We start from the raw sequence: 15,247 nt of genomic DNA, 5'->3' as shown, positions 1-15,247 counted from the left end.
GTTGAAACGATACGGCATATAAATGATGAAGCCTTTTGAGCTCATCTTCCGTTAAAGGAACCATTTACATGGGGACGTTACGGATTCGACAGGGATAGGTCGTGCTCTAGTAGCGGGCCGATTGGCGACTCGTAAAGCGCCATGCCAATAATAACTGGCAAAGAAAACAATTTCTCTCTAGCAGCTGCATAAGCTGATCTAGAGGATCCTTCCTGCCATCGCCCATGTGGTAGATTGAAGGGTCTCAAACTTAAGTGGGCTACGCGTTCATTCGCCACCTTAGGATGAACGAAGAGACCAATAAGGTTAGCTGCAAGGAAGCCTGTCAGTAGGTCGAATTGTATGCGAAATATAATATGCTGACTACGCTCGTAGAAGCTATTGTAACGATATCTCTGGACGTGGGTTCGACTCCCACCGTCTCCACCAATACATAATTGGTGGTTTTTTTATGTCTTAAAACTTGAATTTCAACTTGCTATGGAATATCAGTGATGAGCTTCCAAAGGTATAGATAGAATATAATGTAAAAGCACAAGCTTACCTTTTAGTAAGTCTGTGCTTTTTTTAATTCTTGATAAAACAATGAACGAAAGACTTAACTCTACACGTAGATCCCTTTGAGTTACTTGCTAAAAAGCCAGATTAGCTGAAAGTACTTATGTATTGCTTTAAAATATAATTATACCTAATTTGAATATTAAGCCTAAAGGAGTAATTACATGACAAATCCTAACGAAGTGATTGAAGATACGGTTAAGGCACTTAATGATGCTTGGAATGCGAAAAAACCTAAAAGCTTTGCTAGCGTTTTTACGGAGGATGCTATTTTTACCAATGTGTTGGGAGATGTAGCTGAAGGGCGAAAAGCAATCGAAGAGATGCATGTTTATCCATTTCAAAATCCGCTAAAAGATGCTTTTTTGGAATATAGCATTCAGCACATAAAATGGATTCATGACGATGCAGCAATTGTTGATTTCCGTTGGGTTTCCTATAATCAGAAGGTTCCAAATACTGAACAAGTGCTGCCACAGAGAAATGGATTGCTCAATATGGTGGTCATTCTTAATGGGAATAAGGGCGAAATTAAGGCAGGTTATAATACTGATTATACAGCTACTTATCAGAGAAATGGTGATCAAGAGGATGATATCATAACAAAGGGATAATGGAGCTTTATATTGACTCATGAGGAAATACGTAAAGGGGGAGAGTTGCTTGAATATTATTGTTTTTGGGGCAACAGGTGGTACAGGAAAACTAGTGGTAAAACAATTATTAGAAGAGGGACATGAAGTTACTGTTGTTGTTCGGGATGAAAGGCGATTGAAATTAAATGATCATAATCTAACAATCGTTCAGGGAGATGTTTTGGAACCATCCTCATTTGAAGATGCTATGGAAGGAAAGGAAGCTGTTATTTCAGCACTTGGGGTCAGTCATCGAAAGCCAACTACTGTTTACTCAGAAGGAACTGAAAATATACTAAACGTAATGGAAGCCCATGGGATAAGTAGAATGATATGCTTATCATCAGGCACTATTGCACTACCGCCAGACACTCCATTTCTTGCTAAAACATTTATCAACCTAACCATTAAACAAATTTACAGAAACCTCTATAAGGATATGGAACGCATGGAACGTATTGTAAGTGGTTCAAATGTTGATTGGACAATCATAAGGCCTCCACGACTAACAGATGGAACAAAGACTCTGGAATATAGAGTAACGATTAATGAGCCTATGAAAAATGCAAAGGGGATTAAGGGAATTTCACGTGCTGATTTAGCCGACTGTATGGTGAAGCAATTGAATAATCCACCTTCATATAAAGGATTTATCGATATATCCTATTAGTATTGCGCTTAAAGTATTATAAGCTACATGGGTAAGAAGATTTTCGAACATTCGTGAGAGTGCACTTCAAAATATATATAGGTTATGCCGAGCTATTAATGAAATCATGTTAAACTTACTGTAGTAGATATGTATATACTATGAGAATGTAATTAGGAGTGAAAAGTATGTTAAGCTCCCCGATTAATAAATTTAGATTAATGGGCTTTTTAGAAGGTTTATCCCTTCTTATTTTGTTATTTATCGCTATGCCGCTTAAGTACATAGTAGGCTATCCGGAAGCGGTAACCTATGTAGGTTCTCTTCATGGTGTGCTCTTTATTATGTATTTGGCTACTATTGCATATGTCACGCTTAAAATTAGATGGTCATTTATATGGATTAGCTCAGCTATTGCTGTTGCGTTTGTTCCTTTTGGCAATTTAGTACTTGATAAAAAAGTACGCAAGCTTCATAACTGATTAAACATTATTTTTGAGGGAGGCTACTACATGACTGAGTCCAGAGGGTTATCGCAAGAACAGAAAGAAGAGCTACTCGTAGTGTTGAAAGAACGTTTCGAGAAGAATATGAACCGCCACAATGGAATGAGCTGGACTGAAGTGCACACAAAACTTGAGGCTCATGATGAAAGAGTATGGTCGCTCCATGAGATGGAGAGGACAGGCGGTGAGCCGGATGTTGTCGGCTATGAGGAAGAGAAAGGGAAGTACGTCTTCTTTGATTGTTCAGCAGAAAGTCCTAAAGGTCGCAGAAGTGTGTGTTATGACCGTGAAGCGCTAGAATCAAGAAAAAAGCATAAGCCTGAAACGAGCGCAATAGATATGGCAACCTCTATGGGAATCGAGCTTTTAAGTGAAGAACAATATCGGAAATTACAGACACTTGGTGACTTTGACAAGAAAACATCAAGCTGGGTGCAAACTCCTGAAGATATAAGAGAACGAGGTGGTGCACTATTTTGTGATTTCCGCTATGGACATGTCTTCGTGTATCATAACGGAGCTGAGTCCTATTATGCTGCGAGGGGCTTTCGTGGTGTGGTAAGGATATAAAAAGAGGGAAAGATGAAAGAGTTACCCCAGTCTTCACCCCTTCTGCAGTTCCATCCGTATATTAATAAAATTAACCCTCTCCTTTTTTCTTGGAGAGGGTTTTTCCCGTTTAACTAAAAAATCGCTTCATTTTCGCCAATGTATTTTCTGAATTTGTAGTGGTCTCATGAAATGCAACATGACCATCTGGCCGTATGAAGAGAGTGTGGCCATTTCTCATGCCAACATGCTTTTGTAAATCGTGGTGAACATCATAAATAATCGGCAATTCGTGGTCAGGGTCTGAAGAAACCGTTCCACCTCTAGCTACAAGGTACACTGTTATAAGACCTGAGTACTTTTCATTGACCTTTGAAACGAAATCATACGCGTAATCAATGACCGCTTCATCTTGAGCATCGTCAATGTAAATCAGGCATAGATGGCCGTGCCTTCGAATGAAAGGATATAACCGTTCATCTGTTGTTCCGTCAAAGAAGAGTAAATAGTCTGGCACCCTATCGCCAGCTTTAAGTGCCTTTTTAGGAAGGGAAGGATCCCGTAACGAACGGTTTTGCTCTGTTTTATCATAGTCATTGTATACATGTGACATATGGTTGGCTACTCTTTGTTGCACCCAGTTCTGGGTTAATGCCCATTTGCCGGCCCAGTTTCGAACCTTTCCTATCGTTCCATCTAGTAAAACAATTCTAAGCATAGCTGACGTTTCCCTGAGGACATCTTTTCCTATAGGGTATCGTTCATGATGGTAGCTGTTTAGGAACGAGTCAGTGGCATGCCCTTTTAAGACAGCATCGATTTTCCAAGCCAGATTTACTGCATCTTGAAGACCTAGGTTCATCCCTTGCCCTCCAATTGGATTGTGGATGTGAGCTGCGTCTCCTACGAAAAAGATGCGGTCTTTACGGTAGGTATCTACTTGTCTGTGTGCAGTTCCAAAGTAGGTAAGCCATTTCGGATTTTTGACTTGAAGCGGTTCAGGCAGAATGGTATCCAAACTTCCTTGCAGGTCCTCTAAAGCTAGCTCATCTTGCCTGGGCTGTCCTTGTTTAGAACGGTCTAAGCCCACAACACGGTAACTTCCATCTTTATAAGGGAAGAAAGCTGCAGCTCCTCGGTCGTTTAGAAATACATTGATATAGATGTCGTTAAATTCAGGCACATCTACATCTCCAAGGAAAAATGTAAACCCATCGTCTTTTCCTTCAAACTCAACATCTAAAGCTTCCCGAACTTTACTGTGTGCCCCATCGCAAGCCAGAAGATATTTTGCCTTATATTCGCGAATTTCTCCATTATAATCCGCTTTAACATGAACACAGTCTGAGGTTTGCGTGACTTCGATGACATTATGCTCTCTATTTATGGACTTATCAGATTGAGTTAATTGCTCTTCTAAAATTTCTTCTGTCTCACTTTGTGGAATAATAAGAATGTAAGGATAGCGGCTCTGTATATGATACAACTCCTCCGTGGACGGAGTTGTGTCTCCAAGGTGCAGCTTCGTGCCAGGCCCCGGGTACCCCCGTTCTAAGAAGGGTTTATGAACATTTAGTAGCTCAAACATTTCAAGTGTACGTGCTTGGATGCCTAGGGCTTTCGACAGCGTAGAGGGTTCAGATCTTTTTTCTAAGCAAATCCAGTCCACACCTTGATTTTCTAAAGCATTAGCAGCCATAAGCCCGGCTGGTCCAGCCCCGATAATGAGGACGTCTGTATGAGTAACGGAAGTCATGCAATAAGCTCCTTTCTTAAAATGGCGATATAATGAGTCTTCTATTGTATAGTCTACCCGTTTGTGCAAGATAAAGTTACTTATGATGGGCTCTTGTTGAAAAGTGTAGTGATTATGGTGATTAAACATTCGAAATGGTTTAGTTTGCGATAGATGGAGAGACGTTTCCTTTAGCTTTGGTGAGGTGGAAGGTGGTCTGGGAAACAGCTCCCTTTCCGCGGGCGAGCTGTCGAGCCTCCTTGGGCAAAAAAGCGTGTCCTCTGGGGTCTCGTCTAACTCTTCTTCCCGCAGGAAAGCGAGTTGTCCCCTAGCATGCCCAAGCCCCGCATTGTAATGGCCCCATTCACACTAAAGTGTCTCATTTTTGTCCATTAAGGACTTAGGAGGTAGTGCGAGTGAATGTATAATGAATACCCCTTTAAAATTCTCAATCAGGTGCAAACAGTATACAATAAGGTAAGAAGTACTATTTTACATACGAGTATAAAGGAGCAGGTGTTATGAATTCGATTGCCTCTGCCATTGTAAAAGCAAATAAGAAATTGCTTTTCTTTTGGTTAGCTATTGTTGTTGTGTTTGGTTATTTTGCGTTGGATCTTCCTTCAAAGCTTGAGGGGGATGGATTTCGTACTGCCGGTGAGTATGAAGAAGTAGAAGAGACGTTGAATGACCAATTTGGCTTTCCGAAATCTTCTATACTGTTATTGTTCGAGAATGAAGAGGGAGGGGATTTTCAGGAAAGGATTACTGATGTATTAAAGGAAATGGAAGATGTTGCAGCAGTTACATCAATGTCTTCACCATTAGATGATGAATCCATGTTTAAGGAAAACGTGGCTTATGCGTCATTGAATATGGATGAAGAGCCTGAAGATATGAAGGCTGTTATTAAAGAAGTGCGTTCCATCGCTAGTGATTATAAAGGGGTGTCGGTGACTGGGGCGCCTGTCATCTCTGAAGATATTAATAAAGCTAGCCAGGAAGATTTGAAGACGGCAGAACTTATCGGGATTCCGGTTGCTCTTGTTATATTATTGTTCGCTTTTGGTAGTGTTGTTGCTTCTATTGTTCCAGTCATTGTTGGTGCCGTAACAGTCATTTTAGCATTTGGTGTTCTTACACTAATCGGTGAAAGTGTTAATTTATCTGTGTTTCTTCTCAACGTCGTTCCGATGGTTGGGTTGGCTTTAAGTATTGATTTTGCCTTGTTATTCATCAATCGGTATCGCGAGGAGCTTGAATCAAAGGAGCCGGCTGGGGCGATCCGGACAACGATTTTAACGGCAGGACGATCTATTCTATTCTCAGCTATGTGTGTGTTCATTGGTCTTGGTGCTATGATGGTGATTCAAATTGATATTTTCCTAACAATTGCTTTAGGAGGAATGGTAGTTGTTTCTATTGCTGTCTTAACCGCTTTGACCCTTCTTCCTGCTATTCTATTTCTGATTGGCCATAACATTAACAAGTGGAAAGTGATACGTGTTGGTCAATCGTCTGTAGAGCGTTGGCGCACGTTTGCTAGGTGGGTCATGAAACGTCCGATTATCTTGACCCTTGTTGCACTAGGGATATTAGTCCTTGGGATCTTGCCGATTCAAAATATGAACCTTTCCATTCCTACCATAGAATCGTTGCCTGAGAGCTATGAGTCAAGAGCGGCTTACGAAAGTATTGAAGAAGAATTTCTGAACCCGAATCAAAGTCAAGTATATCTCGTGGCGAAGAGTGATAGAGATTGGTTAAGCGAGGAAGGATTAGAAACTTGGCAACAATTGAAAGAGGAAGTAGCTGATGAGGGACTTGTTGAATCCGTTTCTACGTTGTTTAGTGTGAGCGAAATAGGTACAAGTGATGAACTCTACCAGGCTTTGCAGCAAGAAGAGGTGCAGAGTCAACTAGAACCCGCTATTAACCGTTTCGTTCAAGATGAACAACTCCTTATGCCTATTGTCTTAGATACAGAAGCAGACACAGGCAAAGCTCAACAATTAATGAGGGAGTGGAATGAAAAGGATTGGGATGTGGAGGTTCAAATCGGAGGACAGCCAAAATTCAATCAGGAAATTTATGATGAAATTTACGACAAAGTGGGTATTAGTGTTGCGATTATTCTAGGATCTACCTTCACCATTTTAATGCTAGCCTTCAAGTCGATCTTGATCCCCCTTAAGGCGATCTTCATGAATGTAATTGGCCTGACCTCAACATTCGGCGTGCTTGTTCTCCTTTTCCAAAATGGCTTGTTCGGTCTTGAGGAAGCGGATATTGCTCTGGTTCTTCCTGTACTCGTCTTTAGCCTCGTTTTCGGTTTGAGTATGGACTATGAAGTGTTTCTCATTTCAAGAATTCATGAGTTCTACCAGGAAACAAAGGATAATCATTATTCTACAGTAGAAGGACTTGCGAATACGAGTAAAATTATTACCTCTGCTGCTCTAATTATGATTGTAATTACTGGAGCTTTTGCTTTTACAAATGTAATGCCGGTCAAACAAATCGGAATCGGAATTGCCATCGCTATATTTATTGATGCTACGATTATCCGGCTGTTGCTGGTTCCAAGTCTAATGAAGCTACTTGGAGAATTAAACTGGTGGTTCCCATTTAAAAAGGGACGTTCAAAGAAAGTGAAAAGAGAAGGTCATTCTAATTAAAATAGTAAAAGGGATTCACCATCGTCCTTACCTCACTCATTTGAATAACTTGTATTCATAATTGTAGAAAAGGCACAAGTCTCTAATTGGAGAACTTGTGCCTTTCGTCATGGATGAATGAATATAAAAATAAGTAGGTCGATTAATCAAGATAAAGGTATGCGTAAATTTAGAATTCAAGATGTATGTATTCTAAGCATTTAAATTTAACTTTCATGAATGAGTTGCTACACTAAGGCTGTTGTTGGGAACATTAAACATCAGCTATATGGAAAAACAAACCTTTGACAATTCTGAAGAAATCTAGTAATTTTAATAACCGTTAAAGCCGATTAAAATGATAGGAATAATAATAAATAAAAAGAGGAGGAAGCATATGAGTCGATTATTTAAAGGGTATGTAAACGCATCTCTAATTTTAAAAATAACTGTAGCACTTATAGTAGGTATTACCGTAGGCTTGATCTTTGGTGAACAAACATCTGTATTGGCACCACTTGGCGATTTATTAATGCGTTTATTAAAATTTATCATCATTCCGCTCATATTCTTTACATTAATTGTAGGAGTGAACCAAACGCGGGTAGGAAACCTAGGACGCATGGGAGGGAAGATGTTCCTTTACTATGTAGCAACGTCTGCATTAGCAATCACAGTCGGACTGCTTGTAGCCAGTTTATTTGACCCTGGTTCTGGTTTGTCTGTTGATACCAATGAGACGATCGAGGCTAACGAGCACCCAGGTGTGGCTAGCGTGTTATTGAACATTATTCCAACGAATATAGTAACAGCATTCTCTGAAATGAACTTACTTGGTATCATATTTACTTCACTTGTATTTGGAATTGCGATCTCAGCACTTCGTAACTCAGAGGAACATGGAGAACTTGGAGAGAATGTGTATAAGCTGTTCAATGGTTTGAATGAAGCAACATTTAAGGTTATGAATGTAATTCTTCAGTATATTCCAATTGGAATCTTTGCGATTATTGCTCAGACCGTCGGAAACCAAGGATTAGATACAATCCTTTCGCTTGGAAATATGGTCCTTGTTCTGTATGTTGCTATTCTTGTACAAATTGTCCTTTATACGATTTTAATGGTTGTATTCAAAATGAGTCCAAAAGAGTTCTTCTCTCAGGCTCGAACGCCAATGATTACCGCGTTTGTAACACAAAGTAGTTCAGGTACGTTACCCGTTACCTTAAATGCAGCCAACCGTTTAGGGTTATCGAAGAGCCTTTATGGTTTCAGTCTCCCTCTAGGAGCTACCATTAACATGGACGGTGCTGCGATTCGTATTGCTGTATCAGCAGTATTTGCAGCAAACTATACGGATACTACACTTGGATTTACTGGTATGCTTATGATTGTCATTGTTGGTACCCTTGCCTCAATTGGTACAGCAGGTGTTCCGGGCGCTGGTATTGTTATGATCGCCACTGTGTTCACCCAAGTTGGGTTACCGATGGAAGCTGTAGCGGTTCTAGCCTCCATTGATGTTCTTGTAGGTATGGGTGCGACTGCACTTAACGTAACAGGTGACCTAGTCGGAACATCTATAATTAATCAAACAGAGAAGAAGCATGAAAGTGAAGCTTCTGCTTAACGAATAGAAGAAGCCAGGTTCTCTTTATAGGAGAGCCTGGCTTTTTTATGACTTTCTTTCAAATGGCAAGGTCATACATCTTATGCCCCCACCACCTTTTTCCAATTCATCGACCTCAATTTTAACGAGCTTTTTCTTTTTTAATGTTGGATGGTTTTTAAGAATCTTTTTGTTCGCTTTTGTGCTAATTAGGATCGTTTCTGGATCAAGGTTAAGAAAATTAATATCAGCAACCGTATGTTTTACATCATTGGTCCACTCTACATCATATCCGTGTCGGTTTAAGAATTCCTGCATCATTTGATAACTAGAATGTTTATCGGTTAACACTTGAACCGGCAAATACCTCATATAGCTTTTTGCAATAAGTACGTCCTTAGCTGCTACATTGCTATTCATGTCTAAATGAAGGGTATCGGGTCTTCTTGGGAGATCAATGATTCCAATTTCAGAAAAGCCAGCTTTGAATAGGTGGTGCTTCATCGCTTGTATCGTTTCATAGCTTGTGCGAAGACCAGTATTAATAAATATGGCGTCTTTGTTCAAGATCATGACATCTCCATATTCTAAAGCATTTCCCTTGTTATTAGCTTGTATCTTGAAACGATCAGGGCCAAACCAGTCAAGGAAAAGGAAATGAGACTGCACATACTCAGGACGTCTCATAGAGGTGCCAGCTTCACCGGGGATGATGATGTTTCCAAATACGCACGCTAGATCACGAACAAAGAAGCGATTGATTAGTTGTTGACTAAGTTGCGCGTCTTGTCGAGATAAATAACTTGAATAATCTATTACTCTGATGTCGTGACTCTCCATAGCATGAACCAGGTTATGAAAATGTTCGTGTGCTTTCTTTTGATCGACAGGCTTTTCCCATTGCACATCTGTAGCTGTTTGGGAGTCTGGCACGTCCAATGCAGAAGGAGAACAAACGAGAACAGTCTTTAACTCGTCGTACTCATTCCAGCAGTTAGGCTTAATATCCATATGCTACCCCTTCCATTATGTGAGTATTTCTGCTTCTTACTATTGCCATAATAGTCAATTTCATTCCCGAGACACATATTCTCAGTTGTTTATCTAAAACTAAAACGATCTCGTATGAGTAAGGGGTGAAAATGTGAGGAAAGAAGATAAGGAAGGGCATTTAACCTGGTGGCAAATGTCGCTAATCGGTGTTGGGTGTATCATAGGTACAGGCTATTTTTTAGGTGCAAGTATTAGCATACTGAAAGCAGGTTGGTCCGTTTTAGTAGCTTACCTTTTAGCTGGTATGGCCACCTATATTGTATTTCAATCCTTGGCAAAGTTAACGGCTCATCACCCTGAGAAGGGCTCTTTTCGTACATATGCAAAGCAAGCATACGGAAGCTGGGCAGGATTTAGTAACGGTTGGGTCTATTGGTCTTCAGAAATGCTTATTATGGGGAGTCAGCTAACGGCTCTTGGAATTTTTGCTCAGTTTTGGTTTCCCTTCGTACCATTATGGGTCTTTTCAGCTGTTTTTTCAGGACTTGGTCTTTTCGTTATTCTGCTTGGGATAGAGAAGGTTGAGAAGATGGAGAACGTATTTGGAGTCATGAAAGTAGCTGCGATCGTGATGTTTGTAATTATAGCCGGAGCTGCTTTGTTTGGTCTGATTGAAATGAGTGAACCCATTGATAAGTCCGGGAAAAAGTCCTTGTTTGCAAACGGTGCTACAGGGTTATGGATAGCGCTAGTCTATGCTTTTTATGCTTTTGGTGGGATTGAAGTAATGGGGTTAATGGCAAAGGAAATGAAAGATCCAAAAGATGCTCCAAAATCGGGGAAGATTATGTTGGCATCATTAACGGGGCTCTATGTCTTATCCATATTCTTAGTATTAAAGCTTACTCCACTATCATCTGTTAACGCCGATGAAAGTCCTTTCTTAACATCACTCGCTCGTTATGATTTGCCGTTTGTATCTCATGCGTTTAATGCAGTTCTTATTATAGCCGGCTTTTCAACGATGGTAGCTTCTCTTTATGCTGTCACAACGATGCTCGTTACGCTAGCAGAAGAAGGAGATGCCCCCAAGGTGTTTGCGAAAGAAGGGAAGTGGAATGTACCATTGCCGGCTTTTGCATTGATTACGCTTGTTGTGATTGCCTCTATTATCATCGCATTACTGATGCCTGAGAAGTTATTTGAGTATGTGACTACCGCTGCTGGACTCATGCTTTTGTATACGTGGATTTTCATCTTGTTTTCGTATAGAAAGTTAATGGCCAAAGGGGTAAAGGATACGATTTTATTTATATTTTCTTTCGTGCTTATATTAGGAGCTATTACGGGCACATTATGGGATCCTGTAAGCCGGAAAGGTTTTATTGTCAGTCTTCTTTTTTTATTTTTAATCGCAAGTGCTACATGGTTGAAGGAAAGAAGGAGGGAGTCATGAATGGGAGATTTGTAATTAGTGGTGAAAGGGGGAGAGAACATTTGAGCAAAATACTAAGGGAAGTTCTAAATAACGGACATCGTTTACGTGAAATCCCCCCTTTTCACCAAAGGTTATGGAGTTAAAGGTAGCTAATGACGTATGCTTTTTAACTTGTTCTTCATCCTCATAAACGGGCATTTTGATGGGGTTGTGTCATCATCACGAAGGAAGTATTGTTTCCATTCGTAATTCTCTTCCTCACCGTACCACATTAGACTAGGGTGCGCTTCCATTTCATCGTAATCCACAAGACGTTTTCGAATCACTTTCTTTAACTTTTGACCAAGTGTCGTAGAGGCATTGATTTGATCGAAAACCCACCTTGGTTGAAAAGCTAGTAAAAAGTAGGGGGAATGTCTGCTTTTTCTGGAAGTATGAGCAGGTGTTGCACAAAACGCGAAATAGGGTTCTCCATTAAAACAAAATTCCCAAGCCGAGTGATGAGGGTCTTTTGGAATGCCTTCAGGCCATGGTGATTCGTCGACCTTGTGTACATCGCTAAGTAGTGTCCAGAAAATTTCTTCATACTCTTCAACGGAAGTAAGGCTACGTTCTAGGTTTCTAGAATCGCATAGAATTACGAGGGATGCGTACATTCCTGTGTCTCTTGAAATGGTTCCGTATTCTTTCAGCAGATTAGCAATATGAATGGCGGACTCTTTACTTTTGATGTCTTTAATAAAGCCAAAGCGCAACATGTCACCCACAAACCCTTGTTTTCCAGGGACGCAAGGGTATGGTTTTTCCTCGTTCAGAAGCATTGAAGAGAAGTCAAGATAGGCGTCTTGTTGCCATTTTTCTAGTTCTTTAGTGTTTCTCTCTATCCAGCTCTTTGTATATAAATTCACTTCTATAAACAACCTCTCCTTAAGGATTTACACGGTTATCCTATTAAGGAAAGGGAGAATGGGTGTCTGTCTATACTCCAAACATAAGACGAAACGCCTGTACTCCGAAGTAAAGACCGAATCCGATTAATACGACACCAGAAACTATGGATATAACACGTTGAACCCCCGAACTCACAAGACGACGTGTGCCTGTTGCAAGACCTGCCATCGTTACATCCCAAATGGTAATGCCGAGGAAAATGCCAAGGCTATAAATGAGCAGTTGATAAGGACCATATTGATCTGTTGTCTGGGCTAATATAGAACCGTAAATCCCGAGCCAGAACAAAATACTTAATGGGTTAGAGATCGCCATCAAGAAGCCAGTCCGAAACGACTTTCCAAGCGTTTCTCCTCGTGTTTCTTGACGTTCAACAGAAGGCGCTTTGGATTTCAAGATACTTTCAATACCTGTATAACAAAGGACAAAAAATCCAAATGACCACAAAAATGCTCTTAAGAGGGGCGTATCAATGAATTGAGCCACTCCAAAATAAATAAGCAGCATAAATACTCCATCTGCAATCATGCCCCCGACTCCCACAAGCCAGGCATGCCAAAAACCATATCGGATTCCCTTATCTAGCTGAGCTGCATTGATGGGCCCCATAGGTGCAGATAAAGAAAGTCCGAGTAATATGTAACTAAAAAAGATATTCATAATGTCCCACCTTGTCCACATAGTCGTACTAGTATATTCGACAGAGTGACGCTGATATACCTTTGATTACGTCCTTTTTACTTAGAAGAGATTAAGAATTTGTTACTTGTACCGGCTCTATTTTACAATCCGGCTTAAATGGGGAGTATAACCTTAAATGAACGAGATTTTATAAATGAAAAGGTGGATTCTACATGAAGGTACTAGGGTTTCGGTATGTGGATGTATCAGAAAAAAGTGATGAGATGGTGGTTTTTTTGCAACATAAACTTGGAATGGAGAATTCGTGGAGTGATACTGAGGACTACCGTGGGGGGATTTTTAAGGCAGGGGGGAGCTGGCTTGAATTTTGGCATAAAAATGAGTGTATGAATGCTTTAACAATGCTTCAAATAGTAGTTGATGAGGCGGATGAATTTGCATCTTTCGCAAAAGAACAAGGTGTAGAAATTCATGGCCCAATTGAAGAACATGGGGAGAAGATCTATTCGTTACATGCTCCGAACGGGATGCCGGTAACGATTATTTCTACGATTCAAACGTAAAGTAAAGCCCATTCCTTTATAAAGGAATGGGCTTTTTATTCTTTACCTACGCGTGTGAGGACTCCAACGCTTTAAGTTCGTCACTAATAAAAGTCATTAACTCTTGTATCATTTCTGCTGAGAAATCAAATGAGATACCAGCTGCTTTATATACTTCGTTTAGTGATTTCGTATTTCCTAGAGACAAAGCATATTTGTAGTTCTCAAGTGCTTGTTTCGGATTCTCTTTGTACTGTTTGTACATTTGGACAGCGCCAAGTTGGGCAATGACATATTCCACATAGTAGAATGGAACTTCAAATATGTGAAGGACTTTCAGCCAGTTATTCTCTAATATCTCCTCATTTTCTGTCCAGTCTACTTGCTGGCCACCGAATGATTGTTTCAGTTCTTTAAATTTTTCGTTACGCTCTTGAGCGGTGTGGTTAGGGTTCTCGTACAACCAATGCTGGAACTGATCAATCACAATACCGATAGGGAGAAAGTGAATGATCCCTTCTAATTGCTCGCGCTTCGCACGTAGCAAATCTTCTTGATTGTCATAGAAGTGATTCCAGTAATCCATCGTTAGAAGTTCCATGGTCATACTTGCAAGCTCAGCACTTTCCATCGGAGCTTCACGATAAGAAGGAATCTGGATATCCTGACTTCGGCTATTATGGATACAATGTCCCATTTCATGTAGAAGGGTAATCATATCATCATGGGATGTATCAGCATTCATAAAGATAAACGAGATTCTAGATAGTGGAAGGAAGTCGCAAAATCCACCTGGTGCTTTCCCTTTGCGTGTATCAAGATCAAGCGTTCCTTCTTGGTTCATTTCTGTTAGTAAATGGGCAAATGACGTATCTAGCTTGGAGAAGATCGATGAAGATTTGTTTATGAGTTCGTCAGTCTTCTGAAAAGGTTTAAGAGGGTTCTGGCCTGATGGTGATGCGTTTAAATCCCATGGCTTCAACGTGTCCACTTTGAGGCGATCCTTTTCTTTATTCATTAGTTCATTCTTTAAAGGAACAACATGCTCCTGAATCGATCTTGCTAGTTCTTTACAATCTTCAGGAGTGTAATCAAATCGCTCATATTCTTTAAACATATACTCAGTGAACGTGTTTAAATCAGCATTTTTTGCTTTTTTCTCCCGTAGTGCAATAAGCTGATCCATAATTCCCTGCAGTTGATCTTTATGCTGGAGTCTTGCTTCGTTTATAAGTGTGAAAGCTTCTTTCCTGATCTCTCTATTAGGATCTTGTAAATAAGGACTCATCTGACTAAGTGTCTTTTCTTCCCCGTGCCATTTCACTGTGATGCTTCCAGTAATCTCAAAGTATTGATTCGTTAATCGGTCTTCTTCGACTTCAATATCAATGTTCTCTTCTCGGAATAATTCCAACGCATTTTCCTTCATCTTTATAAATCTACCGTATGTAACAGGGTCTAGTTCCTTTTTGTGAGGGGTGTCAACGAATTTTTGGTCTAGTAATGCTCGGTATCGTTTAAGGAGTGGTTCTATCTTCTCCTGGTCCCGTTCAATGGCCCGTTTCGCTTCAGGGCTATCACTGTGACATTGAAAATCAATGTAGTGACCTCTCAGTCCTTCATCAATTGCATCAAAGACTTGGGCTTGAGTGAGTATCCACGATTCTAATTTCTCTACTGAATCGATGGGTTCTTCTACGAGTCTATTTAGTTCAGACTCGATTGTTTCTGGTTGTGAAAAATCATATCGTTCTTGATAAAAATTCGACATTCTCAGTTCCTC

The 15,247-nt window shown here is 40.3% G+C and carries 13 protein-coding genes and 1 other RNA gene; 9 read left to right on the top strand and 5 right to left on the bottom strand.

What is annotated here, in order from left to right:
* Positions 1-70 precede the first annotated feature (70 nt).
* The 5 genes from ssrA (at position 71) to IMZ31_RS15675 (ending at position 2,918) form a co-directional block, all read left to right on the top strand.
* Positions 71-429: a transfer-messenger RNA gene (gene ssrA, locus IMZ31_RS15695) on the top strand.
* 293 nt (positions 430-722) lie between these two features.
* Positions 723-1,172 carry an SgcJ/EcaC family oxidoreductase gene (locus tag IMZ31_RS15690; protein ID WP_207528220.1) on the top strand — a complete coding sequence of 150 codons (450 nt, stop codon included), beginning with the start codon at positions 723-725 and terminating at the stop codon, positions 1,170-1,172.
* A 49-nt stretch (positions 1,173-1,221) separates the two neighbouring features.
* Positions 1,222-1,863, top strand: coding sequence for an NAD(P)-dependent oxidoreductase (locus IMZ31_RS15685; RefSeq protein ID WP_207528219.1), 642 nt, complete (start codon positions 1,222-1,224; stop codon positions 1,861-1,863).
* 167 nt (positions 1,864-2,030) lie between these two features.
* Positions 2,031-2,324, top strand: a complete 294-nt coding sequence (locus tag IMZ31_RS15680; RefSeq protein ID WP_207528218.1) for a DUF3817 domain-containing protein — start codon at positions 2,031-2,033, stop codon at positions 2,322-2,324.
* A gap of 30 nt (positions 2,325-2,354) precedes the next feature.
* Entirely contained in the window at positions 2,355-2,918 is a 564-nt protein-coding gene (locus tag IMZ31_RS15675; RefSeq protein ID WP_207528217.1) for a DUF4256 domain-containing protein, read from the top strand.
* Positions 2,919-3,027: 109 nt separating this feature from the next.
* Here IMZ31_RS15675 and IMZ31_RS15670 read toward each other — a convergent pair whose 3' ends face one another.
* A complete protein-coding gene (locus IMZ31_RS15670; RefSeq protein WP_207528216.1) occupies positions 3,028-4,653 on the bottom strand; it encodes an FAD-dependent monooxygenase in 1,626 nt (541 codons plus the stop codon).
* A gap of 500 nt (positions 4,654-5,153) precedes the next feature.
* Here IMZ31_RS15670 and IMZ31_RS15665 point away from each other — a divergent pair, with 500 nt between their 5' ends.
* On the top strand, positions 5,154-7,310 hold the full coding sequence (locus IMZ31_RS15665) for an MMPL family transporter (protein ID WP_207528215.1): 2,157 nt from the start codon (positions 5,154-5,156) through the stop codon (positions 7,308-7,310).
* A gap of 376 nt (positions 7,311-7,686) precedes the next feature.
* Positions 7,687-8,919 carry a dicarboxylate/amino acid:cation symporter gene (locus tag IMZ31_RS15660; protein ID WP_207528214.1) on the top strand — a complete coding sequence of 411 codons (1,233 nt, stop codon included), beginning with the start codon at positions 7,687-7,689 and terminating at the stop codon, positions 8,917-8,919.
* Positions 8,920-8,964: 45 nt separating this feature from the next.
* Here IMZ31_RS15660 and IMZ31_RS15655 read toward each other — a convergent pair whose 3' ends face one another.
* Positions 8,965-9,909: an arginine deiminase family protein gene (locus tag IMZ31_RS15655; protein ID WP_207528213.1), complete on the bottom strand. Its 945-nt coding sequence runs from the start codon at positions 9,907-9,909 to the stop codon at positions 8,965-8,967.
* A gap of 133 nt (positions 9,910-10,042) precedes the next feature.
* Here IMZ31_RS15655 and IMZ31_RS15650 point away from each other — a divergent pair, with 133 nt between their 5' ends.
* Positions 10,043-11,347 carry an amino acid permease gene (locus IMZ31_RS15650; RefSeq protein ID WP_256438010.1) on the top strand — a complete coding sequence of 435 codons (1,305 nt, stop codon included), beginning with the start codon at positions 10,043-10,045 and terminating at the stop codon, positions 11,345-11,347.
* A 131-nt stretch (positions 11,348-11,478) separates the two neighbouring features.
* On the opposite strand, the gene IMZ31_RS15645 is transcribed toward IMZ31_RS15650, so the two are convergent.
* Entirely contained in the window at positions 11,479-12,237 is a 759-nt protein-coding gene (locus IMZ31_RS15645) for a YqcI/YcgG family protein (protein WP_242705584.1), read from the bottom strand.
* A gap of 70 nt (positions 12,238-12,307) precedes the next feature.
* A complete protein-coding gene (locus IMZ31_RS15640) occupies positions 12,308-12,940 on the bottom strand; it encodes a LysE family translocator (RefSeq protein WP_207528212.1) in 633 nt (210 codons plus the stop codon).
* A gap of 194 nt (positions 12,941-13,134) precedes the next feature.
* On the opposite strand from IMZ31_RS15640, the gene IMZ31_RS15635 reads away from it, so the two are divergent.
* Entirely contained in the window at positions 13,135-13,485 is a 351-nt protein-coding gene (locus IMZ31_RS15635; RefSeq protein WP_207528211.1) for a VOC family protein, read from the top strand.
* A 46-nt stretch (positions 13,486-13,531) separates the two neighbouring features.
* On the opposite strand, the gene IMZ31_RS15630 is transcribed toward IMZ31_RS15635, so the two are convergent.
* Positions 13,532-15,235, bottom strand: a complete 1,704-nt coding sequence (locus IMZ31_RS15630; protein WP_207528210.1) for a M3 family oligoendopeptidase — start codon at positions 15,233-15,235, stop codon at positions 13,532-13,534.
* Positions 15,236-15,247 lie beyond the last annotated feature (12 nt).

This window comes from Pontibacillus sp. ALD_SL1 (assembly GCF_017355605.1).
Note: the sequence above shows the minus strand (reverse complement) of the source record. Positions and strands in the feature narration are given on the sequence as shown.

Coding starts and splice junctions, on each gene's coding strand:
- IMZ31_RS15660 (WP_207528214.1), top strand. CDS start 7,687: ATGAGTCGATTATTTAAAGGGTATGTAAACGCATCTCTAATTTTAAAA.
- IMZ31_RS15640 (WP_207528212.1), bottom strand. CDS start 12,940: ATGAATATCTTTTTTAGTTACATATTACTCGGACTTTCTTTATCTGCA.
- IMZ31_RS15655 (WP_207528213.1), bottom strand. CDS start 9,909: ATGGATATTAAGCCTAACTGCTGGAATGAGTACGACGAGTTAAAGACT.
- IMZ31_RS15680 (WP_207528218.1), top strand. CDS start 2,031: ATGTTAAGCTCCCCGATTAATAAATTTAGATTAATGGGCTTTTTAGAA.
- IMZ31_RS15670 (WP_207528216.1), bottom strand. CDS start 4,653: ATGACTTCCGTTACTCATACAGACGTCCTCATTATCGGGGCTGGACCA.
- IMZ31_RS15690 (WP_207528220.1), top strand. CDS start 723: ATGACAAATCCTAACGAAGTGATTGAAGATACGGTTAAGGCACTTAAT.
- IMZ31_RS15675 (WP_207528217.1), top strand. CDS start 2,355: ATGACTGAGTCCAGAGGGTTATCGCAAGAACAGAAAGAAGAGCTACTC.
- IMZ31_RS15630 (WP_207528210.1), bottom strand. CDS start 15,235: ATGTCGAATTTTTATCAAGAACGATATGATTTTTCACAACCAGAAACA.
- IMZ31_RS15665 (WP_207528215.1), top strand. CDS start 5,154: ATGAATTCGATTGCCTCTGCCATTGTAAAAGCAAATAAGAAATTGCTT.
- IMZ31_RS15635 (WP_207528211.1), top strand. CDS start 13,135: ATGAAGGTACTAGGGTTTCGGTATGTGGATGTATCAGAAAAAAGTGAT.